Source organism: Mesotoga sp. BH458_6_3_2_1, from assembly GCF_003664995.1.
Taxonomy (GTDB): Bacteria; Thermotogota; Thermotogae; order Petrotogales; family Kosmotogaceae; genus Mesotoga.
The window spans coordinates 1-23,108 of sequence record NZ_JFHL01000024.1 but is presented as its reverse complement, the minus strand read 5'-3'; the positions used below and the strand labels follow the sequence as shown (position 1 = coordinate 23,108).

General features: G+C 46.5%; 18 protein-coding genes. 3 read left to right on the top strand and 15 right to left on the bottom strand.

Annotated elements, in window-relative coordinates:
- Positions 1–122 precede the first annotated feature (122 nt).
- Entirely contained in the window at positions 123–1,112 is a 990-nt protein-coding gene (locus Y697_RS11340) for a prenyltransferase/squalene oxidase repeat-containing protein (protein WP_121551719.1), read from the top strand.
- Positions 1,113–1,548: 436 nt separating this feature from the next.
- Here Y697_RS11340 and Y697_RS11335 read toward each other — a convergent pair whose 3' ends face one another.
- The 8 genes from Y697_RS11335 to Y697_RS11300 all read right to left on the bottom strand — a co-directional run bounded on the left by Y697_RS11335 (position 1,549) and on the right by Y697_RS11300 (position 10,110).
- Entirely contained in the window at positions 1,549–2,583 is a 1,035-nt protein-coding gene (locus tag Y697_RS11335; protein WP_220665745.1) for a Gfo/Idh/MocA family protein, read from the bottom strand.
- A gap of 40 nt (positions 2,584–2,623) precedes the next feature.
- Positions 2,624–4,045, bottom strand: coding sequence for a DUF4127 family protein (locus tag Y697_RS11330; RefSeq protein WP_121551717.1), 1,422 nt, complete (start codon positions 4,043–4,045; stop codon positions 2,624–2,626).
- Positions 4,042–5,370: an FAD-dependent oxidoreductase gene (locus Y697_RS11325; RefSeq protein ID WP_121551716.1), complete on the bottom strand. Its 1,329-nt coding sequence runs from the start codon at positions 5,368–5,370 to the stop codon at positions 4,042–4,044. Before Y697_RS11325 ends, Y697_RS11330 begins: the two co-directional genes overlap by 4 nt.
- Positions 5,371–5,386: 16 nt before the next feature.
- Positions 5,387–6,241: a carbohydrate ABC transporter permease gene (locus Y697_RS11320; RefSeq protein ID WP_220665744.1), complete on the bottom strand. Its 855-nt coding sequence runs from the start codon at positions 6,239–6,241 to the stop codon at positions 5,387–5,389.
- A 2-nt stretch (positions 6,242–6,243) separates the two neighbouring features.
- Positions 6,244–7,125: a carbohydrate ABC transporter permease gene (locus Y697_RS11315; RefSeq protein WP_121510507.1), complete on the bottom strand. Its 882-nt coding sequence runs from the start codon at positions 7,123–7,125 to the stop codon at positions 6,244–6,246.
- Positions 7,126–7,186: 61 nt separating this feature from the next.
- Positions 7,187–8,419 carry an ABC transporter substrate-binding protein gene (locus Y697_RS11310; protein WP_121551714.1) on the bottom strand — a complete coding sequence of 411 codons (1,233 nt, stop codon included), beginning with the start codon at positions 8,417–8,419 and terminating at the stop codon, positions 7,187–7,189.
- Positions 8,420–8,434: 15 nt separating this feature from the next.
- Complete coding sequence (locus tag Y697_RS11305) at positions 8,435–9,112, bottom strand: hypothetical protein (protein WP_121551713.1); 678 nt, start codon at positions 9,110–9,112, stop codon at positions 8,435–8,437.
- Positions 9,112–10,110, bottom strand: coding sequence for a LacI family DNA-binding transcriptional regulator (locus Y697_RS11300; protein WP_183083795.1), 999 nt, complete (start codon positions 10,108–10,110; stop codon positions 9,112–9,114). The genes Y697_RS11305 and Y697_RS11300 overlap by 1 nt, the downstream gene beginning before the upstream one ends.
- A 596-nt stretch (positions 10,111–10,706) precedes the next feature.
- Between Y697_RS11300 and Y697_RS11295 the strand changes: the two genes are divergently transcribed.
- Positions 10,707–12,821, top strand: coding sequence for a lipopolysaccharide assembly protein LapB (locus Y697_RS11295; protein ID WP_121551711.1), 2,115 nt, complete (start codon positions 10,707–10,709; stop codon positions 12,819–12,821).
- A gap of 166 nt (positions 12,822–12,987) precedes the next feature.
- Here the strand turns inward: Y697_RS11295 and Y697_RS11290 are convergent, their stop codons facing one another.
- From Y697_RS11290 to Y697_RS11260, 6 genes are all read right to left on the bottom strand, one after another.
- The gene (locus Y697_RS11290; protein WP_121551710.1) at positions 12,988–13,956 is read right to left on the bottom strand and encodes an ABC transporter ATP-binding protein; all 969 of its coding nucleotides are present in this window, start codon (positions 13,954–13,956) and stop codon (positions 12,988–12,990) included.
- A complete protein-coding gene (locus Y697_RS11285) occupies positions 13,953–14,939 on the bottom strand; it encodes an ABC transporter ATP-binding protein (RefSeq protein WP_259462523.1) in 987 nt (328 codons plus the stop codon). Before Y697_RS11285 ends, Y697_RS11290 begins: the two co-directional genes overlap by 4 nt.
- A 5-nt stretch (positions 14,940–14,944) precedes the next feature.
- Positions 14,945–15,922 carry an ABC transporter permease gene (locus Y697_RS11280; RefSeq protein WP_121551708.1) on the bottom strand — a complete coding sequence of 326 codons (978 nt, stop codon included), beginning with the start codon at positions 15,920–15,922 and terminating at the stop codon, positions 14,945–14,947.
- Positions 15,922–16,902, bottom strand: coding sequence for an ABC transporter permease (locus Y697_RS11275; RefSeq protein ID WP_121551707.1), 981 nt, complete (start codon positions 16,900–16,902; stop codon positions 15,922–15,924). The genes Y697_RS11280 and Y697_RS11275 overlap by 1 nt, the downstream gene beginning before the upstream one ends.
- Positions 16,903–17,011: 109 nt before the next feature.
- The gene (locus tag Y697_RS11270; protein WP_121551706.1) at positions 17,012–18,661 is read right to left on the bottom strand and encodes an ABC transporter substrate-binding protein; all 1,650 of its coding nucleotides are present in this window, start codon (positions 18,659–18,661) and stop codon (positions 17,012–17,014) included.
- 1,006 nt (positions 18,662–19,667) lie between these two features.
- Entirely contained in the window at positions 19,668–20,498 is an 831-nt protein-coding gene (locus Y697_RS11260) for an ADP-ribosylglycohydrolase family protein (RefSeq protein ID WP_121551704.1), read from the bottom strand.
- 284 nt (positions 20,499–20,782) lie between these two features.
- Here Y697_RS11260 and Y697_RS11255 point away from each other — a divergent pair, with 284 nt between their 5' ends.
- Positions 20,783–21,859: a hypothetical protein gene (locus tag Y697_RS11255; RefSeq protein WP_121551703.1), complete on the top strand. Its 1,077-nt coding sequence runs from the start codon at positions 20,783–20,785 to the stop codon at positions 21,857–21,859.
- A gap of 466 nt (positions 21,860–22,325) precedes the next feature.
- On the opposite strand, the gene Y697_RS11250 is transcribed toward Y697_RS11255, so the two are convergent.
- The coding region (locus Y697_RS11250; RefSeq protein ID WP_259462522.1) for a plasmid pRiA4b ORF-3 family protein at positions 22,326–23,108 on the bottom strand (783 nt) is incomplete at its 5' end.

The window sequence follows — 23,108 nt, the reverse complement described above, 5'->3', positions numbered from 1 at the left end:
TTTCTTGATCTCATTCAACCCCTGACTTATGGAGACAGTTTGATACAAAGAGTAAAAATCGGTCTTCAAGAGTCGAAAACGACATATAATAGATCGGTTGAGGCAGAATCGGAGGAATTGGCATGGCGGACAAGGTTCTTGATTGGCTTCTAGAAGAAGAGAACCCTTCAGTCAGATATTTGACGCTGAGTTCTCTCATGGATCGATCAGAAGACGAAGCTGAAGTCATGGGCGCGAAAGAGGCGATAATGACGATTGGCGTGGTGCCTGCCCTGCTAGATCTCCAGAACGAAGACGGTTCCTGGGGCAAACCCGAAAGGTTTTACACCGATAAGTATCGTGGAACGGTCTGGAATCTCGTAATTCTTGCCGAGATGAGGGCAGATCCGAAGAATGAGCGAGTGAAGAAGGCCTGTGAATTCATCTTGAGTTGCTCTCAGGAATTCGAGCAAGGGGGTTTTTCATATACTCAAAGCGCGAAGACCAAGACGGGCCTCCCGAGCGGGGTAATCCCCTGTTTAACAGGTAACATGGTCTATTCACTAATCAGGCTAGGTTTCATTGAAGACAGCAGAGTGCAGAGAGCCATCGACTGGATCTGCTCCTATCAGCGAGCAGACGACGGTATTGAAGAACCACCTTCCGGAAAGGTATACGAGAGATATGAAGCATGCTGGGGACGCCACTCATGCCACTTGGGCGTTGCAAAGGCTTTGAAGGCCCTGGCGGCGATTCCCGATGACAGGCGAAGTAAGTCAGTAAGAGAGAAGATCGAGCAATTGGTCGAGTATTTTCTTATTCACCACATATACAAGAAAAGCCACGATCTCGAGAAAGTAGCAAAGCCCGGTTGGCTGAGATTCGGTTTTCCCCTGATGTATCAGACGGACTTGCTGGAACTGCTGGAGATTTTTGCCGAGCTGGGAATCAAAGATCCCAGGCTCGAGGATGCAATTAGAATCGTGGCAAACAAGAGAAACAATGAAGGATTCTGGAAGATGCAGAACTCATTCAATGACAAGATGCTTGTTGCCGTTGAAGAAAAGGGAAAGCCATCCAAGTGGTTGACTCTGAGGGCGCTTAAGATCCTCAAGTTTTATGACGAGCTGTAAAGGCTCTGTGCCCATGGCAGCGGCGCTCAGGATAATTGTGATAACTCTGCATACAGAGGAGGGGTTTTGAATTTGCTTCTCTTGAACAGAGATCTGCATGAAGCGAGTCAATCGGAAAGCCGAAATAAATGAAACGAGTAGACAAGTGATACATACAACTTCGTACTTTTTACTCGAAATATCTTATGATTACTGGTCAACAAAGTTGGAGCACAATCTAGTATCTCCCTTACTAAATAACGGTTGCAGGCCTTCAGCCGAATCCGAGATGCGTAGTCATACATAGTGGCACACTCATTTCAGAGAGAATCTCTATGAGTCCTTAAGAACAAGGGAGAGTCCTTAAGAACAAGGGATTCGGAGACTCCGCCCGTTTGTAGAATATTGAACTATGGAATTCAGTTAACCGAAAAGCTGATGCTGGAGCATTGCTTTCTCAGTCTGAATTTAGGTATTTAACCTTCACCGGAATACTCTTCTCGGCAGACTCGAGAATCGAAAGAACTACAAGCGAGGTGTTGATGGCGTCATCCAGCTTTATGAGGAACTCCTCTCCAGTCACCAGACAGTCGATGAAATGTCGAATACTCTCATATGCAAAGCCTTTCGCCTTGCCGTGGACAAAATGGTTTACCAGCACATCAGGATGCTTGCTCTCGTTCTGAGTGAAGTACTCGATCATCTGGTTGTTGCTTAGATCAAGGTTAACCATTCCTTTACTACCCGTGAAGTTGAATTTTATGTCGTTCACGCAAGGATTTGTGTTGGGCGTTATCCAGCTGTTCTCCATCGATGCTATACAACCGTTTCTGAAGGTCAGAATTGTTTGATAGATGTCGGTTGTATCAAGCCCCAGATTCTTAAGGACGCCTGAAGAACTGACAGAGTAAACAGTCTCGACCTCGTCGCCGAAAAACCATCTTAATGTATCTACCGAATGGCTACCCAAGAACCATAGAATAGATGATTTACTCGACCATGGGAGCATGTCTGTTGCGACCCAGAGAACGTCATTCAACCTGAAATAGGCGCTGACGGGGCTGCCGAGCTCACCATCATCAATCATCTTCTTGGCCACTGCAAAGGGAGGGCTCCATCGATTGTGAAGATCGGTCATGATCCTTACGTTGTTCTCGCTCACCGCCTCAGATATCCTGATGAGGTCCTCTCTTGTTGTTGCAATTGGTTTCTCGACGAGGATATCCTTTCCGGCATTTGCGCAGTCTACCACAATCGCACCATGAGCGAAATCCGGAGTGACAATCGATACTGCGTCAAAGTCAAGCCCATCCAGCATTGTCCTATGGTCTGGAAAGACTCGTGGGATACTGAATTCATCAGCGAACTTTTCGGCTCTCTCTACGTTCTGATCGCAAATTCCCACCAGTTCAACCTCTGGATGTTCCTTATATAGAAATGCATGAGTTCTTCCCCAAACACCTGCTCCTACAATTGCCACTTTCTTTTTCACTGGAGATACCCCCTTCACTTAGGATTAGACAAGATTTCGTTCAGCGAATCATTACTTCTATTTCGCATTCAAAAGTTCTGTCCCACGGGAGGATGAATTTCTCAATCGATATTCGATTCTCTGAAGAGGAGAAATCGAAAATGTCAAGTTTCCTCCCACGAATGAATCTATCAAGGAACTCTTCTGCTTTAGGCATAAAGAGATTGTCTCTGAAGTCTTCAAAGAGTCCCTTGGATTTGCTGACTTTGTATATGTCGCCACCTGATTCATCGACCATTCTCTCCAAAGTGTTTCTGAGAATACCCTGGTAAAGATGGTCGTCAAGAAGCCGCGAGATGTAAAACTCGGTAAAAGCCTTCCTTTCCACTTCCCAAGAGCTGGAGGTGGCGGCCAGAGAAAGAAGAGTCCCCAGACTGTTTGAAGCTGTATTCCAGGCGGAGTATCCCCAGATGTTCTTCAGATCCAGACCCAGGTAAGCATCAACAAAAGAATGACTAGAACCGTTTGCACAAAAAACGTCTAGAATGAAGACCCGCTGCTTCCGCTCACTGAGATTTTTGAGAGCTTCAATCGAATTGTCTATTTTTGTGCCAGCAACCAGAATCCCGGTTGAAGAACCGGAAGACTGTCGCATCCCAAGAAACTTCATATGAGATTCTACGTTCTTCCCAAACTCTCTGTCCTCGAAATCCATGATTTTTTCTCTTGTCTCTGGTGAGTCATAAATGACTTCCATGGGGTACTCTTGGTCTCGTCTGTAAGAAAGCATCTCCTGAATCACTTCATCTGCGCCGTTATGTATGAACACGCGGTCGTCTATGACATAGTCTTTCGCCATATCTTCAAGAATAGCCAGTTCTCTCTCCTGAGGACCATGCTGAAAAGTATCTTCTTGAGCTAATACTAGAAGATCTGCACAACCTGCTTTAACAAGCTTCAGACACTCCTTATTCACCTCGTGATTTCTCAAGCGGAGTTCACGATATCTGCCGACAAATCCTCTGGGTAGTTCGGCCTCTACGGCCTCGGCTTCTTTGATTCTTTCATTTCCTGAGAGCCATAGATAGTTGTTGAGCATCGTCCAAAGTTCCTTAGAGCCAGCCGACGAAACGGAGACAGATGCTCTTCTGACAATTGAGGAAAGGAGAATTTCAGCATTTGGGAATCTTCTCCTCAGTTCTCTCACCGAGCTAAGTCTGTCGATAGCTGTTCTCGTGCTGATCCCATCTTCCCTTGAGGCTATTAGACCGCCATAAGAAAGCATATCGACGGAGACTATGAATCTGTCTGCCTCTCTTGAAAGCATCCATCGGGCCAGTTCCTCGCAATTTCCCGGCCTCAAATATCTTCCGAGCAGGTTCTTATCTGGCAATTCGATCTCCAGACAATTCAGATCTGCTATCTTGGAAACCAGCAGGTAGTTTGGGGGTCTATCATCCATTGGAACAACTACTGTTTTCAAAGGATCCCTCCCATTTCAACGATCTCCCTCCGTATCAGGTCGATGTTCACATCTCTGACAAGTCTTCTGTGTTTCACAGCGAGTGCCGCAGTAATACCTGCAGCCATGCCGGTTGCGGTTGCAAGAGGGCTGGTTCTGACTGCGGAAAAGGCCGTATGATCTGCACTGATTGCTCTCCCGGCAAGAATGACATTTGCTAAGCCCTTTGGGATTAGCGAACGCATTGGAATATGGTATTCGCCGGGGTAAGGAATTGAGATCGTCTTCAACTCTGCCGAACCGGGCAAATGAATATCGATCGGATATGATCCAACGGCGATACTGTCATCAAAAGGTTTTCTATCGATCAAGTCATTCGTTTTCAGAACGTAATCCCCAACGATGTGAGTAGTCTCTCTAACTCCGATGTGACAGCCTGTTTGAATCAGGAATGAGTTTTCAAATCCGGGAATCTCTTTCTTAAGAAAATTCATGAATCTCCAAACATCTATGTTTCCAATGCTTTGAGCCTTAGTAAGTTCTTTGCTCGTGTTTGCATAACCAGGATATCTCGTTGTGTTCATAAATATCTGACCGGGATGATAGGGGATCTCGAAGAACAGAAGCCTGTCTCTTTTGAAGGATATTCCATAATCGTCAATTCTATTCATGAAGCTGAAGAAACCGGCAATTCCCAGATAGCTCAGGTCGGTATGCTCATTGATAACAAAATCATCTCTGTTTCCATTGACATAAGAAACAATCTCTTCTCGATTAACACCTCCAATTCTCATCACCAGTGTCATTGGCTGGCAGCTGGAAGGGCTACCGTCTCCAATGTTGTAATAAGCTCCTGCACGAATAGAAAGATTTCCCCCACCCGTTGAATCGATGAAAACCTGTGCATTAACTCTGTTCTTCTCGCCAGTGCTTTCAGTTGTTATTGTTGATATTGAGTCCCCCTCTCTCGATACACTTGCGACAAGTGAGTTGAACAGAAAGTCTACGCCTTCCTCTACAAGCATTTCAATTAGTGATGATTTCATTTTTTCGGGATCGAATGGTGTGATCGACTTCACAAAACCTATGGGATCATCTATGTGACCATAACTTCCTTGTACTGAAACGAGCCTATCGATTATCTCTTGGCCTATTCCACCTATCACCTGTCTTGCAGGTGAATGAAAGGTCATCATCGGATTTACCAAAGCAGAAGTTAGTACCCCTCCAAATGACATGTCTTTCTCCAGAAGGAGCACTCTAGCTCCAATTCTGGAGGCTGCAATGGCTGCCGCAACGCCAGCTACGCCACCGCCAACAACTACAACATCGTAAACTAAATCCATCTCTTCACTTCCCACTCTATTTGATTCCGGAGCTCAAAGCTGTATCAGTGAAGTATCGTTGAAAAACGAGAAAAACAATAATGACGGGTAGAACCGAAACCGTCGTAGCGGCCATCAGAGGGCCCCAATCAGCAGTGTACCTGTTCTTGAACACTTCCAGTCCAAGCTGCAGAGTCCTCATAGATCTGTCGCTTGTAACTACAAGGGGCCAGAGAAAATCATCCCAAGCTTGAGTGAATGTAAAAATCGCAAGGGCAGACATCGCAGGCCTTCCCAGTGGAAGAAAGATCTTTCTAAAGATTCCGAGTTCGGAGGCACCATCTATTCTGGCAGCCTCCGAAAGCTCCTTTGGAAACTGCATATAGAACTGCCTCATAATGAAAACCCCGAAAACAGTCATTATGTGGGGGATAACAAGACCAGCGTAAGTGTTGAGAAGGCCGGTTCCTCCCCTTCCCAGAATATCATTCCCACCCACGAGAGGGAATGATTTCACCATCAAGAAAGTCGGAACAAGAGTCACCTGAACTGGTATCATCATAGTGCTCAATAGTGTTATGAACAAAATATTCTTCAAAGGGAAATCAAGTCTGGCAAAGGCATAGCCTGCAAGAGAGCAGAACACCAGATTAAACGCCATCGAAATCAGTGATACTATTGCGCTGTTTAGAAAATAGTTGCTGAAGCCTCTGGCGGTAAGTGCCGATTGGTAGTGTTCCAGAGTTACTGCCTTTGGTATGAATGTAGGCGGCCAGGCGAATAGCTCTGCATTTGGTTTTAGCGAGGAGATAACCATCCAGAAGAAAGGCGACCCGAATATGACTGCGGCAAGCGAAAGCAGTAATAAAGTTCGGAGCTTGTTTTTCTTCATTCTTAAGCCTCCTTCTGCTGACGTGATCTGAAACTGACAACGGACAGAATCATAATAATTATCCCTAGAACGAACGACATCGAGCTTGCGTACCCCATATCCATGTAGTCGAAGGCAGCTCTGTAAATAAGAAGGCCAACCGTAGTTGTTGACTGTAAAGGGCCTCCACCAGTCATGACATACATCTCTGTGAAGGACTGAAGAGTGCTGATCATGCCTACAATCAAAACATAGACGTGTACAGGTCTTAATAGAGGAAGAGTGATCCTGAAGAATCTTCGAACTGACGAGGCGCCATCGATCGCTGCTGCCTCATAAAGATTTCTTGAAATTCCCTGAAGACCGGCTAGATAGATAAGCATATTCCAGCCTGCTCCTCTCCATATCCTCATGGCAACAATTGAATGAAGCGCAGTGCTTGGATTTCTGAGGAAATTCACAGGCGGTATGTTGAAAAGTGAAAGAAGGAAATTCAATATACCGATTTGAGGATCATAAAGCCAGATCCAGATCATACTTGCAGCAACCATAGGAGTAATAACCGGGAGGTAGTAAATTGCCCTGAAAACTCCCATTCCCTTCAGAGCGCTGTTGACGAGCAAGGCGAGCAACAGAGAGATCAACATATTGAGAGGCAGGACTTCAATTGAGAATTGAAAAGTCACAAGAATTGCTCTCCAAAACTCCGAGTCACCAAATATCCGGAGGTAATTTTCAAGGCCAATGAACCTGGCTTCTCCGAACCCCGAGAATTTCGTTAGACTCAGAAAGAGAGAGACAAAGATAGGGACTATTTTGAAGATTAAGTTGTAAACAACCACCGGTGCAATGAAGATCAAGGCTGTTACTGTTATTCGCCTCTTGAGTTTCCCCGCACTGCTCACGCTCCACCTCTTAAAGGATAAATGGCCGGCCCATCCCTGAGGAGAAGCCGGCCTTCATTAATTACTTGAGTTTGCTTATTTCATCAGCTGCGCCGTCTAGCGCGTCTTTCGGAGTCATGACTCCCATAATTGCTCGTTCGAGATACTTAGAGATAATATCTCTTGCTTGAACCCAGAAAGGAACATTTGGATTTCCGTAGGCGTATTTCGAGCCTTCCACAAATTTCATCAAATTTGGATCATTTGCTATGTACTCAGCCTCGACACCGGACTGCCTTGGTGGCAAACTGCCAAGAGCAGTATTAATTTCTATTAGCCCTTCTTTTGATGTCAAAAAGGCAAGAGCCTTTGCAGTTGCTTCCAGGTTCTTTGTGCTGTTCGAAACCATGAAGCCCGCGAAGGAGTAGAAACCGGCTCTCTCGTATCTTGCGGGTGGGAAAGAGAGGCGAATTTTGGAGTAAACGTCCGGGCTGTATTCCTTGATGGCTGCGAGAGATTCGTTATTCATGAAGCAGATTGCTGCTGTGCCCGCCGCAATCGGGGAAAGGTTTCCAATCGGTGTAAGACCGTATTCAGAAGCGACCTTGGCCTCTCGTATCAAGCCCACGTAGTATTCTAGAGCCTCTATACCCGCTTCGGAATTGAATATCGGATTGAAGTCGTTGTCGAAGAGAGTGCCGTTGTTTGCAATGAGGAAGCCTGTCCACACTTGCTGGAGATCGATTGCTGATACGGGAATATCAAGACCTGCCCTCACTAGCCTGCCGGATTCGTAGATTGTCAAAGCCTCCGCGTAAGCTCTTAGCTGTTCCCAAGTCACAGGTGGCTCATCGGGATCTAGACCGCTCTCAATGAAGAAGTCTTCCCTATATGCGAGGAGTCTGCCAGAGCCGAACACTGGAACCATGAAATTCTTGCCTCGGTAAAGACCGACACCCAGAGTACCCCCAAAATCCCCTGGATCCTCTAGCTTGTCGATGAGGCTGTCGATGCTCATTATTACACCCGTTTCTGCAAATCCTGCAATTGCGGCCTGACCATGCATGAATATGTCGGGTCCTATGCCGCCGGCAAAGGCGGTGGTCAGTTTCGTGGAAAGCTCCCCCCAGGGTATGTATTCTACAGCTAGCTCAATATCAGGGTTGGCTTTCTCAAAGGCAGGAACTAGTCGATCATCCACAGCCTCCATCAAGGCCTCGGGTGTACCTGCAAACCAAACTGTGACCTTCGTCTTACCAAGAGCCGTGAAACCTAGAGCAAGACAGATGATCATAATCAATAACCACTTCTTCATTACCACACCTCCTTGTCATTCTCTGGCAATTTTGCTGAACTCCCTGACAGTCCGTGAAAAACTTTCAATATCGGTTCCAGTTACTATCGGGCCGATTATCAGGCCCTTGAAGCCAAGACTGAGAATTCTATCTGCATCGTCAACAGTAATCCTTTTCTGGGTCGGGATAAAAGAAGGCAATCCCGAAAGTTCAAGTACTTCCAGGTATTTGAGAAGGTCTTCCAGAGAAAGGTCTTTCCCGTAGTCTTTTGGGTTGATGATCGATATTTCTACCGCATCTGCCCCCAATCTTCTGAGATGAGAGGCCATTGATCTGCAATACGTATGATTAAGAGCAAGCATCTTGCAGAGATCGTTTTTCAAAACGTAGGGCGGGGCGTAGTCGACATAGACATCAAAGAAACTCAGACCGAATTCACCCATTTCCCGTAACTCATCTTCTGACGCCATTGCCTCCGCTCCTGGAACGATTCCCATGCAGCAGCCAAGAGTGGAATGAATGCTCTTCACCGTCTCCCTAACATTGGTCCATGTAACATGAGCCTTTCCAGTTACTCGGTGCTTCACATTTATGTGAAGCTTAATTGCGTCGGCCCCGTTCTCAACGGCGGCTCTTGCGTACTCGAGACTGTTTTCGGGAAGGCTGACGACCAAGAGTCTGTCTTTCGAATCCATTAAATCTCTGAAATCCACTACTTTCCCCTCCTTAAGGTTTCGCCTTCCATCAAGAAAGGTTCTACAAATACAACTCCTTTTGATTCGGAATTGCCATCCATCAATTCCCGAAGCATGGTTACTGCGATTCTTCCAAGAAGATAGGGGTTCAGTGCGACGGTAGTTATTCTTGGTGAGATCATTTTGCAGAAATCTAGTCCTCCAAATCCAATAACCCCTATTTCTGAAGGAATAGAGACCTTCCTTTCCTGCAGAGCCTCGATCACACCTTTTGCAAGCCAATCGGTCGTGCAGAAAATGACTTCCTTCTTTCCCGGCGTTATGGAATGACTTTCGATGGCTTGTCTTCCGTCTCTCTCTTCGAAGGAGTTGCATTCAATAATTTTCACCTGGTCAAATGGAAAGCTGTTTTCACTCAAACATTTGAAGAAGCCTTCCAGTCTGTCGGCGAATGTCGAGACGTTTCTTGGTCCTGTGATAATGGTAATTGAGGAGTAGTCATGTTTGACAATCTCATTTGCGGCGAGATAACCACCTCTGGCATTGTCATTGTTTACAGAAGCCAAGTATTCCAAACCTTCATACTTGCCGATTAAGACTACCGGAATCTTTACCGCCGATAGGAACGTCTTTAGATCGTCAGGCATGGGGATGCCTCCAACGATCAAGCCTTCGACAAGATCGAGCGGAATAAGTGATTCATCGAAGCTCTTTCTGCTTCTGATTGACTGAACCAGGCAGTGAATATCCGATCCTCCAGCTCCTCTCAATATTCCTCGCTGGACTCCAGAGAAGAATTCGTCGCTTTCGATTGATCTGTGAGGATTGCTAACAAAGAACATGACAACCTTGCTCCCAGGCCCATTGGCTATCTCACCTGAGTATCCGAGTTTCTTTGCAATTCTCAAGACCTTCTTCTTTGTGGCTTCGCTGATTCGTCCGTCATTGCTAAGTACTCTTGATACGGTCGAAATGGATACGCCAGACGCTTCAGAGATCTCTCTTAGAGTCGCCACAGTAATTACCTCCATTGATCGAGTGTCTTATGCAAATTATGCAAACTTGGAAACTACAAGTCATTCTATCAATTGCGGGAAGAATAAACTAATGTCAAAGAATTCCTTTAGAGAACCCTTACGCCGTCTATTACTTGTTATTTATGATTACTGTGGATATTCTCAAAATTTCGTTGCGAGGAAGGGAAATTGGTTGGTGCAAAAGATGCAAAGCAATCGAAATGCGTCGACCAGAAGGAATTAAAGGCACCTCTCTGTATAGTGTCTCAAAACTCGGTTTTCTTTAGGTGTATGCGTCCCCTGATGCTTTCTATAGCATTACAGGTTCAAATCTTCAGCGTATTCACCTAATTGACAAAGGCTACTAATAACTGTAATGACGAATGTCTACTAAATTTGTTCCCGATGGATAACGGGCTCAGCTCAAATTCTTATGAATAGAAATGAAGTGTGCGATAATGCCAATAATGGAGTCTTGTCTTGAAGATTTGGATATCATGCTTGTTGGGCGTTTCTTGTGAACAGCTTGCAATAAACCGAAGTTTCATGTGAAGATTGGTTGATCCTCTAAGATCGCGCAACAAAGGAGGGTAATTATGTGGAGTAACTATCAGAAGAGTAGAATTGTCTATCTTCGGGATCTCTTGGAGATGGGTATAGAATACACTGGACCTGATTTTGATCGCGAGAAGCTTATGAACGAGTCTTGTTCGGGCACTTTCGATAGACTTTCGAAGCTCTTGTCCGAAGTATTTGCTCTGGACTATGAAATCGTTAAGCAGAGCGAATTCTTTGTGCTTTACTACTGGAGTGTTTTTGTCTGGGACGAGACTATACCATTCGACACGAGGTTCGCTGCGGCGAAAGAGATCGTCAGTATTGGCAACAAGCTCCGACATGAGAATCTGAATAATTTGCCTGACAAGGCTTCTGCGGGTTTAGATGTTGAAGAGTCAGTCTACGAAGCAATGGGGGTAAATGAATTCAGAGGACCTGAAATGGCCCGATGGTATTTTCTTGCAGGTCTCAGCGTGCTTTCGTATTTCCTTCATCATACTGTGAAAATTGATTCGGAGATTGAAGATGCTGAACAGAAAGAATTTGAGTATGAAGCAGTGAGGCTGGCGAAATACTGTCCAAGGTTCTACTTGCAGTACGTGAATCCTTATTCCGATGTTGTGTTCGGGCTTATTGAAACTGTAGTGGCGCACTATGCCCTTGGTATGAACAAAGATGTGGAAGTTCCTTTCCTGCAATATATTTTCGAAGATACTCCTGCCGGGTCGATGGCAGGATATGGTGCGTCTGCACTTGCACTCGTATGTCTTCTAACAAATAAGGATCAGCAAATAAGGAGGAACGCCGCCGCTGTCGCAGAAAATCTGCTTGAGTGGAGTGAAGACCAGATCAGCCCTCTGTATATCATTGTAAAGAATTCGATCGTTGACGATTCTCTTCCAATGATTCTCGGTGAAATTGCGCGTAATACAGATTTCTCCCATTCAGGAAGACCGATTCTGAATTTTCTTAGAATGCTTCTGGGAAGTAAGAAAAAGAAAGAAGTGACAGATATAGTGTGTGGATTATGCTCTGTCCTCCTTGAAAATGAACTTCTCCCCAAGTCTAAACCCCTCGAGGATCTGATCACATTTGTTACTGAATTGAAAACCGACTCAAATACCAAGTTAGCTGTGGCTCTTGTTGCACAGAAGGCGGGCTACTCATCCAAAGCAACAGCTCTTCAAGAAATGCTTTCGAGGTCTGATCGGAAGCGTTATGATAGATTTCTTTCCGATTCGAAAGTCCCACCTGTACTCCCGATAGATCTATCTTCGAGCATGAAAATCGCTCCTCTTCTTGAAAAGGCCTATCATTCAACGAAGTATCTACACAAGATCATTCTTGAGGAAAGAGAAGCACTTCTTCCCGGCTTAACCGTTCTGCATTCGGGCGATTCTCCCACAATCGAGTACAACCTCCCACCGGGAAATTACAAATTGATGAGACTCGCCTCTATACGTGACAATTCTGAAAGGGTTGTTCGGATGGAGAACGCACTTGAGAGAGACCCATATGAATTTCAACTCTACTCAATGCTGGCTAATAGTTACTCTGAGATAGGTTTAAACAATCAATGCCAACACACTCTGGAAGCCGATTATTCAAGAGTGGCAAGTTTATTAGAGGAAATTGAATCGGAGTCTTACTCACTCGAGTATGATCGTATGAACAACAGGCCCCTGCTGGATCTACTAGTTGACTATGCTGACTTTCTGAGAATTAGAGTAGGCGACCAGGCGCGAGCGATAGAAATCTATGAAATGCTACTCGATATAGACCGGGAAGACAGAGTGCACGCAAAGCATGGCCTTCTTAACAGCTTATTCAGACAGAAAAACTTCATGAAAGCCGAGAAGTTGCTAGAACACCATTCTAGAGAGGAAGACGTAGATTTTCTAATGGGGCGTGCGTTCATTAGCACTATAAGAAACAGAAAGCAGGATGCCAATTTGTACCTTCTTCGCGCAACAAAAATGAATCCCGGAATTGTTGAGACGCTTTTCAGAGAAATTGGGCCGGAAGAGCTCGAAGAATCAGAGGATAGAGATGAGGAGCGGGAAGCTCTGATGTATGCCCTAGACTATCGTAGGGTCTGGGAATCCAGTCCGAAGGCATACAAATGGCTTAAGTCTCGCAGGATTTCTGACTGAGCAGGGCGCACTGGCTCAGTTTGCTTGGCCGGTAAGAGCCTGTACCGGCTGGCCTTTGCTTCATCAATGTTAAAAATGGAGTCTGTCACCAAAAAAGGGACTGAGGAAGGAATTTCGGTCTTTGTTTCATCAATGTTAAAAATGGAGTCTGTCACCAAAAAAGGGACTAGAGAATGCATCTTGCATAGTGATTTTCCCCGATTTTCTTCATTGGAGGTATTTCGAGAGAGCAACTTTCTCTGACGAATGGGCAACGTGGATGGAAACGGCAGCCACTCGGCGGATCGATCAGCGAGGGGATGTCTCCTCCGGTTGTCAGAGGATTCCGCTTGAGTCCCGTTTCAGGAGAGGGAGCAGCAGACTTCAACAGTCTCGTATACGGGTGAAAAGAGTTGTTTATTACCTCTTCTGCAGGACCGATCTCCATGATCATGCCGGCATACATAACTGTTATCCTGTCGCTCATGTAACGGGCGCCTGCTAGATCGTGAGTTATGTATATGAAAGATACTCCATGTCGTTCTTTGAGGTTTAGCATCATGTTCATAATGCTCATCCTGTTTGATACGTCGAGCATTGAAGTGGGCTCATCGGCCAGAATAAGGTCTGGCTCGACAGAGAAGGCTCTGGCGATATTTACCCTTTGTCTTTGACCGCCAGATAGTTCATGAGGAAACTTCCGAGTGAACTGCTCGGGTGGTTCAAGGCCTACCTGAACGAGTATGTTGTCTACCATTTCCTGTACCGATCTCTTTTCTTTCGCAATCCTGTGAATAATGAAGGGCCGTTCCATAATTCCCCCAACCGTTCTGGTCGGATTCAAGGCACCGAAAGGGTCCTGAAATATCATTTGGACCCTCTTGTGATGTTTTAGCTCTTCTTTTCGAGACATGGAGCCGCTCAATTCTCTTCCTTCAAAGGCTACTCTGCCTGCTGTTTGTCTGTAGATCCTGCTTATTACGTTAGCCGTTGTGGTTTTTCCGCTGCCGGACTCTCCAACTATCGCGAGCACTTCTCCTTTTCGCAGAGAAAAAGACACTTCGTCCATAGCATGAACAAACTTTCCGCGCATTCTGAAAGAGTTCAGGGGAAAGTGTTTGTTGACTCCTTCAAGAACCAGGATATTCTCGTTCACAAGATCTCAGCTCCTTTGTGAAGAAAACAAGCGACACTATGGCGATCGTCTATTCTCTCCAAAACGGGACAGGACTCTCTGCAAATTGTCATCGCCTGCGGACAACGAGGGTGAAATCTGCAGCCCTCAGGCGGCTTCAAAAGATCGGGAGGCTTTCCCTCGATTCCGCCCATCCGTTTTATCTTACCTGTGAGGGATGGAAAGGAGTTCATAAGACCTCTCGTGTACGGGTGCAGTGGCCGATTGAAAAGAGATTCGGAGGATCCATACTCCACTATCTTGCCCGCGTACATTATTGCCAAAGTATCACTGATCTCCACTAGTAAAGAGAGATCGTGAGTGATGAATATCACTGAGAAACCCAGTGCCTTCCTCAGTTCCTGTATCTTCTCGATTATCGTTCGCTGTACCACAACATCCAGCGCTGTCGTCGGCTCGTCCATTATGATCAACTCGGGGTCCAGAATCAAGGCCATCGCTATCATGACCCTCTGTTTCATTCCACCCGAAAGCTGATGTGGGTAAGAGTTGAATCTGTCCGTGGAAATATCTACCAGCTTCAGCACTTCTTTCGCCCTCTCACGAGCGTCGGACTGTGTAACTTCTTCGTGAGCGTGTATAACATCAGTTAGCTGCTCACCGACTGAAAGAACTGGATTGAGCGCATTCATGGCTGATTGGAAGGCCATCGAAATATCTACCCAGCGTATCTTCTTCATCTGTTCTTCGCTAAGGCCTACTAGATCGATGCCTTTGAACAAGAGGCTTCCGCCTTCGATTGTAGCGTTGTCCTTGAGAAGCCTCATAATTGCATATGCCAGCGTTGATTTTCCACATCCCGATTCACCCGCTATGCCGAGGAAGCCGCCTTTATCCAGGTCAAATGAGACGTCATCCACAGCGTGGACGAAGCCGCTTTTGATCCTGTAACCTGCTACTAGATTCCTGCATTGAAGTAATTGAGTCTTCTCGGGTCTTTCCAACTGAATCATCTCTTTCTAAGCTTGGGATTTGAAATCTCGTCGATGGCAAAGTTCATGAGTGCAAAGGAAGTTCCGATCAAGGCTATGCAGATACCTGGAGGAAGGAACCACCACCATGCTCCCGACAGAAGAGCTCCGCTGTTTTGGGCCCAGTAAAGGATCGTTCCCCAGCTCACTATCGATACATTTCCCAGTCCCAAAAACTCAAGCGTAGCCTCTCCCATGATTGCTGCCATCGTCGATGTGAAGAATGACGCCATTACCAGTGAGATCATATTCGGCAGTATCTCCCTGAATACTATGTATAGCGGTTTCTCACCAAGAATTCTGGATACTCTTACGAAATCTCTGTTCTTGAGACTGACGACCTGAGAGCGTAGTATTCTCGTAGGCCAAGGCCAGCTGGTGAGTCCAAGTATAAGGACTATCGGGATTACTCCCTTTACGGTTATGTATGCGGCAATGACGATCATCAGGGGGAGACTCGGGATAACGAGGAAAACGTTTGTAAACAGTGATATGATGTCATCCACAACGCCCCCGAAATATCCGGCTACAAGCGCAAGTGTGAGGGCAAGAATCGTAGTGAACAGTCCTGTCACAAGCCCAACGGAAAGCGTAATTCTTGTCCCGTAAACCATCTGAGAGAAGAGATCCTGCCCGGCCTTTGTCGTTCCCAGCAAGTGCTGCCCTGAAGGCCTTGCATTTAGCGGGAGTTTCGTTGTAACCTTCTCATATGTGGTCGTGATCGACTGAGTGTAGACTCTTCGGTCTTTGAACTCATCGATTTGCTCCCTTTCAACCGTTGTGGTTCTGCCCATCTCTTCGTCTATTATCCTGAGGACATCGACCTTGTTCGTCTTTGGATCGTAAGGAGCGATGAGCGGGGCGAAGATCGCGACTCCAGAGAAGAAGACGAGTATCATAAGCCCGAACAAAGCCTTTCGATTCTCTATGAAGAGAGAAAAAGTGTCTCTTAACATCACCTGCCACCATCCCGGACACGGGGATCGAGAATCAGAATAGCGATATCCGCGATGAAATTCGCGACGAGAACGGCCACAGAGATGAAAAGGAAAATAGCCTGCATTAGTGGATAATCCTTGCTTTGAACTGCCTGATAAAGCATCAGTCCCACTCCCGGGTAGGCAAATACCATTTCAGTCAATAAACCTCCTCCAACGACAAATCCCAGAGACATCGCAAAACCCGTTATCGATGGCAGTATGGCATTTTTTGCAGCGTAGAGAGTCTTTATCCTACTCAGTGGGAGTCCCTTAGCTTCGGCGACTGTGATGTAGTCTTCGGCCAGCACGTTGATCATGTTGTTCCTCATAGTGAGTATCCATGCGCCCATCGACGAGATTACGATGGTCAGAGCTGGAAGTACGGCGTGCTTGAGAACGGAAAGATAAAATTCCATTGTTCCCCTCTGAAGCTGAGGCGTATAGGCATTTCCTAGGGGAAATACAGGGAGTCTGAAAGCCAGAAAATATATAAAAAGCAACCCGAGCCAGAAATACGGGAAGGAACGCACGAAAATGAAGAGCCCGACAGTAAAAGAAGCGAGTTTCGTGTTGCGTTTCCATGCAACGCCCACTCCAATCACTGTGCCCAGAAAAAAACTGATGATCGTTGCCGTACCCATAAGCCCTACGGTCCAGGGAACGGCGACCTGCAAGACTCTCCAGACCGGAGTCGGGAATCTGGAGATGGATATCCCCAGATCGCCCTTCAGGAGGTTGAGAAGATACTTTCCGTATTGGAGAAGCAGTGGGTCGGTAGAATCGACACCAAAGGCAGCCCTAATTGCTTCGAGCGATTCCGGAGGAATGCCCTGCATCTTGTCGATCAGATCCTGCGCAGGATCACCGGGCATCATTCTCGGAATGAAGAAATTAAGAGTAATTGCAACAAACAGGGCAAATAGCAACAGTCCGATCTTTCTTGCGAAGTAAGCCAATACTGTTCAGAAAGCTTCTTCCTTATGCGCAAGCAGCCTTCCTTACCTCCTCTCGTGAATGCGGATGAACCTCGCGGGCGGTTGTTGCCCGCGAGGTTGCACTAAAAAACTATCTCAGGTGTATAGAAAGCAAGATCGGCATCTTGTCCATTCCGGTCGGTCTTGGCTCTGCGTATGGGTTCTCTGCACTCGGCCAGCCAACGAAATTCCTTGTGCTGTACTCAAACCAAACGGGGTTGAAGAACATAGGTACGGAGGGAAGATCTCTCAGGAAGATCGTTATAACCTCTTCCATTATCTCATCCTGGGCTTTAGGATCGGTCTGCTTCTTGTAACTATCGAGGAGTTCGTCGATCCTGTCGTTTTTGTAACGCATTCCGTAGTAATTGCCCGCATTTTCTCCTATTGGCGCCCAATGCTTGGAATGCACCCAGTTGTCGAACTGGTAATAAGGACTGGTTCCAGTGACGGAGATTCCGAAAAGCATTTCGTAGTTTCCGTTGAACATCATGTCTTTGTAAGGAGAAGGCCATGCGGCTAGAGTAACGATAGCTTCGATTCCGATCTCTTTCAGTTGCCTTGCAACCTCTTCGGCTCCCATTATCCAGTCGGTCCAACCTGTAGGCACATATAGATTCAGTGAGAGAGCCTTGCCGTCCTTTTCGTAAATCCCGCTTCTGTTAAGCTTGTAGCCTTCCTTTTCAATGAGATATCTTGCGTAATCTGGATCGTATTCTATGCCGTATTCACCTAGACCCTTCTCGGCCAGCCTAAGGTAGCTTGCCTTTACGCCGGCTAGCGAAGCGGGGACTGCACCACTGGCCATTATCCTGGTAATCTCGAACGGGTCTATCGCTGCGGCTATAGCCGCCCTCAAATTGTAGCTATCGAAGGGCCACTTGAGATTGTTTAGATTCAAGAAGACCAGGTTTCCTTCGGGAAGCCAGTACTTGAAGTTCTCGGGATCGGCTTTTACGAACACCTCATCGATATTGGCAACGAAGTATCCCGCCCAGTCGAATTCGCCCCTGGCGAGTCTTAGAGGAACCTGCTCGTTGGTTGTGGTCAGCGTCAGGACTTCGTCTATGTAAGGAAGAGGTTTGCCGTCTTCGCCAATTTGCCAGTAATTTGGATTTCTGACCACACTGAACGACTGCTCGCTGAATGAGCCTTCCTTCAGAATAAATGGTCCGGTGCCTACGGGAATTCCTTCACCGATCCAGGTTAGAGGATCATCGACTTTCGACCAGATGTGCTCGGGAACAATGAAGAGACTCGAGAATCTCTGGATGATAGTTGTGTCTACAGATGAAAACGTGAAAGTCACAGTCATCGGCTCGTCAGATCGAACTCCGGTGACTCCTGTTGACCAGAGATTTGCGACGTCCAGTGCCCTGTTGTCTTTTCCCAGTCCGACTGTGAAGAGAACGTCTTTCTCCGTGAAGAGCATCCCGTCATTCCACAGAACTCCCTCTCTCAGATTGAAAGTCAGCTCCAGAAGGTCGTCGGACCACTCATAGCTTTCTGCAAGCCAGTCCATGATCCTTCCGGTCATCGGGTTGAAGTATATGAGAGTCTCGTAGAAACCACCAATTGCCATCTCATTGGTGTTCGGCGAGAAGGGGTTGAAGTTCTCGATCAGAATCCCCTGCTTGATCGAGGTAATTCTGAGGGTACCTCCTCTCTTGATCTCGGCGGCGAAAAGACTCGCTGAAATCACTAGTGAGACGATAGTCAAGATTACAAGAACCTTTTTCATGAGTTTCACCCCTTTTAAAGATTTTGATACATCATTAAATTATAGACAGTAAGGTGTCAAATTCCAAAGTCAATCATAGCCCTCTAGATGAAACGCCACGCTTTGAAGAGCCATTTTTCGTTAACCGTTTAACATCATGGACCGTCCTTCGAAGAGCAGTTGCAAGTTGCCTAGAGTAAGAAAACGGCAAATGCAGTCATCTGAAATAGTTTTAGCATCGCGATCCGTAAGGAATTCTCACAACCTCACTTTTCGTCATGCCGGACCTAGATCCGGCATCTCGCTCTTGGTTCTTGACCCTGACCAAGAACGAAGAACAGGTTCTCCTCGGCGAACGAATAACCGCTCAACGATAGACCAGTTCCTTTGTTCTTACCAACCCCCTACCTGTAACCCCCGACCCCGGTTTCTCAAAAGCCCAGATCCCGTATAGGAACCCTTAACAGGAGCACTTCAGGGCAGGCTCTACGGGATGACAATCTTAGGTGATTCTGTAGGGGCGAACGGCGGTTCGCCCGAAGAGGAAGCCCTCTCAAAGACGCAAGGCCTGTTTCGCGGGCAGAAGAGCCTCTTTAAAGAAACCGTTGAAGCCGAAGACTACGTTGTCCGTCAACGGTTCCCCGTCCCCCGAATAAGGCAAAAATCAACAACAACAGCTTAAATGCTCCTTTAAGGGTCATCCCGGTATGCAACTGATCGGGATCTCGAATGTAAGAGCCGCTTTCCGCTGAGCGAAAGAACCCGTCATTCTGAACTTGATTCAGAATCTCGATTCGTTTTTCACTTTTACCAAGAACGAAGAACATGTTTTTTTATTCGGAGAAAGGAGAACCGCTCAACGGCCAACCAGTTTCTTTTGCTCTTACGAACCTCCAACCACCAACCTCCGACCCTGGCCTTTTTTACAACTCACAACTTGGAACTTGCAACTGATCCTTTGCTCTTTCCTACCCCCAACCTGCAACCCGCAACCACGGTCAATTCGAAATCTGGCTATCGATAATTTTTATGATTTCAGGAAGTCTTCCCATTCAAAGAAGATCGCAAGGAGTTCTCCGTCTAGATAGGACAGTGCCTTGTTTCTTATGTCGTCCGGAATGCCATAGTAAGCCTCGGCTATCGCTCCGGTTATTGCCGCGATTGTGTCGCTGTCTCCGCCAAGCGAAACTGCAGTACGGATGGCGTCTTCGAATGAATCTGATTCGAGGAAGCACTGTATGGCCTGTGGCACCGTTTCCTGACAGGTTTCATTGAAGGCGTATGATGAGTGAATTTCGTCGATTGTGAAATCCATTGAGTAGTAATCTCTTGAGATCCTGACGCGAATATCACCCTTTGAGAAGCCTTGACACGCAAGGAAAACGGCAATTGTGGTTGCCTCAGCCCCCTTTATGCCTTCCGGATGGTCGTGAGTGACAGAGGTTATCGTTTTTGAGAGGCTTATCGCTTCCGATTCAGTTCGCGCAGTGAATCCCGCAGGGCCGATGCGCATAGCCGCTCCGTTGCCGAAGCTATTGTACGGCTCCGGCTTGGCGCTGAATACCCAACTTCCAAACATTCCTCCATAACCGCAGTTTGGATAATTTCGACCGATCTGCTGCATGTATTTTACTGCAAACTCTCCCAGCAGACGGTTATAGCTACTGCTCAGTCTGTAGTCTCCCTGAGATTTGTCGATGGTACTTTCAGTCTTCATAATCGCTTTGGCGACGGCAAGGCTCATTATACTGTCGTCTGTAGCAAAGCAGTCATCCGTGAATAGATCAAAGGCTTTGCTTCGGTGGTTGTTGAACTCGAATCTCGAGCCGACGATATCGCCAACAATTGCTCCCAGCAAGGCACACCTCCCATATGTTCCAGCTTTGCATCCTATGCTTCACTCCAAGTGTAACATCACGAAGTTGTGCTTATCGGGGGAAACCTCTGATGACTGCTCAGATGGATCGAGTGATCTCATAGAGGATTACCCTCATTCGTCCTTAGCGGAGTGTTCTTGTCTTCTTGTGAATTTCGATTCGCTTGATACAATCATTCTGTGAAACCCACTTGCGGGTACCGAGCAGTGAGTGTTTTCAGCAAGCTATGGTGAAAGAAGTAAATATGCAAAATGGAGAGAATATTATGGATGAGAAGACAAAAGAGGCTCTACTGATTAGAAACGAAAGGATTGTCAAAGCTGTGATCGAGAAATCGAAGCGCGTCTGTCCAGACTCGGTCGCATTGATCGGCATCTACGGCTCATTTTCCTCTGGAGACATACACGACAAGTCTGATTTGGATCTCTTCACGGTGATAAACGATTCTAAAGGATACGGAATAAGTTCATGCTTCATATTGGGAGATGTTGCTCATGATATCTACTGCACTACTTGGCAGCAGGTTGAAGACATGGCTAAGTGCTCGACACCATACATCTCCAGGTTGATGGATCTGAAGATTGTCTACTATCTTGACGACAGGTATCTCCAGAGGTTTGTGGAGCTTCGTGGGGAAGCCGCGAAACGTCTGAATAGCCCCTTGAATGAGCGTGATCTCAGTAATATCCTGACCCATTTCGAGCAGGCGCAGAAGTCTCTTGCAGATTTGGTAATTAGTGAAGAGTACTGCGTGGCCAAATATGAATCGGCCGAATTGATCAACTCTATCGAAATGATCATGTATCTAATCAATAAATCATATGTGAGTCTTGGGTCCAGACACATACCTGAAGAGATCGAAAAGATGCGGGAATTGCCGATTGGCTTTCTAGACCATTACCGATTACTGATAGAGGCCGACACGCTTAGCTCGATCAAGAAGAACGCGACTTCACTGATGCGTTGCACAAAAGAGAAAATCGAAGAGATAAAGCACAGATTGAAGAATAAGAAGAGACTTGACTCGCAGGCTTTGATCGGTACATATGAGGAGATTTATTCTGACTGGAGAAACAAGATGAAGCTTGCTGCAAAGACCAATAACAAGTACATTTCTTTCATGACTGCCGCGAGTTGCCAGCGATTCTATGATGAGATGAGAGAGGAGTACGAAGGCGCATCTATCGATCTTATGAAACACTTCGATATCAACGATTTGCAGCGGTCGGCCAGGGTGTTTGACGAAGCGATGGAAGAGTACAGGTCACTGTATGACGAGAACAACATCGAGGTCAAGGAATACAAGACGATCGAGGAGTTCGAAGAAGATTATCTCGCGTAACTCCTGAAGCCTGGATAACGAGAGGCAGCATGCTTTGGATGCTAGATGAAGACGTTCGCATCAGTTACTAAGTAGGAATTGGAAAGAAGAATCTCCAGGAAGAAAGATCCGGTAGTCTATAAAATCCTTCGGTCCGAATAGATATGTTGTAGCCGCTTCACTCTGGAAGACTGTGTAGAGTCCTTCTTTGAGAACTCCGAATAGAAGCTCTTCCAAGATGCTCTTTTCATATGCCGTTTAGAGAACTGAATGCCCTATGAGTCTGTTCAGTTTCGATGTTTCAAGTTAGGTCGCCTGGTTCTGGAGAGGGGTTTTCGCGACCCGACAAGATCTCAGCAGAGCTGTTTTAGAGCTGTTCCGTTTCATGTCTCTTTGTCGATAAAAGGGCCTTTCGGAGACTGTTGTTATAAGCAATCTGTGTTGGAACGTCAGCTATGGCCTAGTCTTACGTCCTATTCTGCTTTCTTCAATATGTGTTCTTCAGCCGCTCGTCAGGATCATCGAAGTGTATCTGCATACGATCGAAGGATTCGGGATCGTATTCTTTTCCCAGCCAGTCGATCAGATCTTCTCGATCGGGGCGGTTCTTATTTTTCATTGCCTCAACAAGATCCCGATAACCCATTGTTCCTCCTACATCTTCAGGCGGACAGGCTCGTTCACCGGCGATACACCTTGGATACTTGACACTCAAGTCTCTACCGAGAACATCTTCGAGAAGAATATCGTGGATCCAGTTGTCGCCGAAGTCATAGAGGTAAGAGGCCTTCCGATTATTGATTGAAAGATAATCGGAAATGCGCAGTTCTCTGGAATCGTGAACTTCCTTGAAGGTGTCTTCAATCGGAAGCCCTATATAAACGAGCTCGTCACTCTTCGGATCAACGACCTGGAATTCGTGGAGATGATAGTCAGACCAGCCCATGGCATCCTGAATAGCGACGTGAAGATCCCAGAAGGTGTAGATATCCGGAACCTGTATTCTTCTCCAGATTAACGGTGTGATGTCTAGAAGAATTATCTTGAACTGATAGATCAGCTTGCATCCCTTCTTCACCTCTGCACCTCGCTTATGTTCGAATAACCTATTATAGTGCTCTGCCCATTCAGGGGACAACATAACCGAGAAGACCGTATTGAAGAGCGAGAAGATGCTTTGAGTTTGAGACGAAGCTTCGCTTTGAAGAACAAGGTCATCGGTCAACGGTCCACCGTCCCCCGCCGAGAGGATCAAAACCAGATCCCGAAA

What these genes read in the sequence shown, in the direction of transcription:
- Y697_RS11340 (WP_121551719.1), top strand. Translation starts at nt 123, where the DNA reads ATGGCGGACAAGGTTCTTGATTGGCTTCTAGAAGAAGAGAACCCTTCA.
- Y697_RS11325 (WP_121551716.1), bottom strand. Translation starts at nt 5,370, where the DNA reads ATGGATTTAGTTTACGATGTTGTAGTTGTTGGCGGTGGCGTAGCTGGC.
- Y697_RS11320 (WP_220665744.1), bottom strand. Translation starts at nt 6,241, where the DNA reads ATGAAGAAAAACAAGCTCCGAACTTTATTACTGCTTTCGCTTGCCGCA.
- Y697_RS11310 (WP_121551714.1), bottom strand. Translation starts at nt 8,419, where the DNA reads ATGAAGAAGTGGTTATTGATTATGATCATCTGTCTTGCTCTAGGTTTC.
- Y697_RS11295 (WP_121551711.1), top strand. Translation starts at nt 10,707, where the DNA reads ATGTGGAGTAACTATCAGAAGAGTAGAATTGTCTATCTTCGGGATCTC.
- Y697_RS11280 (WP_121551708.1), bottom strand. Translation starts at nt 15,922, where the DNA reads ATGTTAAGAGACACTTTTTCTCTCTTCATAGAGAATCGAAAGGCTTTG.
- Y697_RS11270 (WP_121551706.1), bottom strand. Translation starts at nt 18,661, where the DNA reads ATGAAAAAGGTTCTTGTAATCTTGACTATCGTCTCACTAGTGATTTCA.
- Y697_RS11255 (WP_121551703.1), top strand. Translation starts at nt 20,783, where the DNA reads ATGGATGAGAAGACAAAAGAGGCTCTACTGATTAGAAACGAAAGGATT.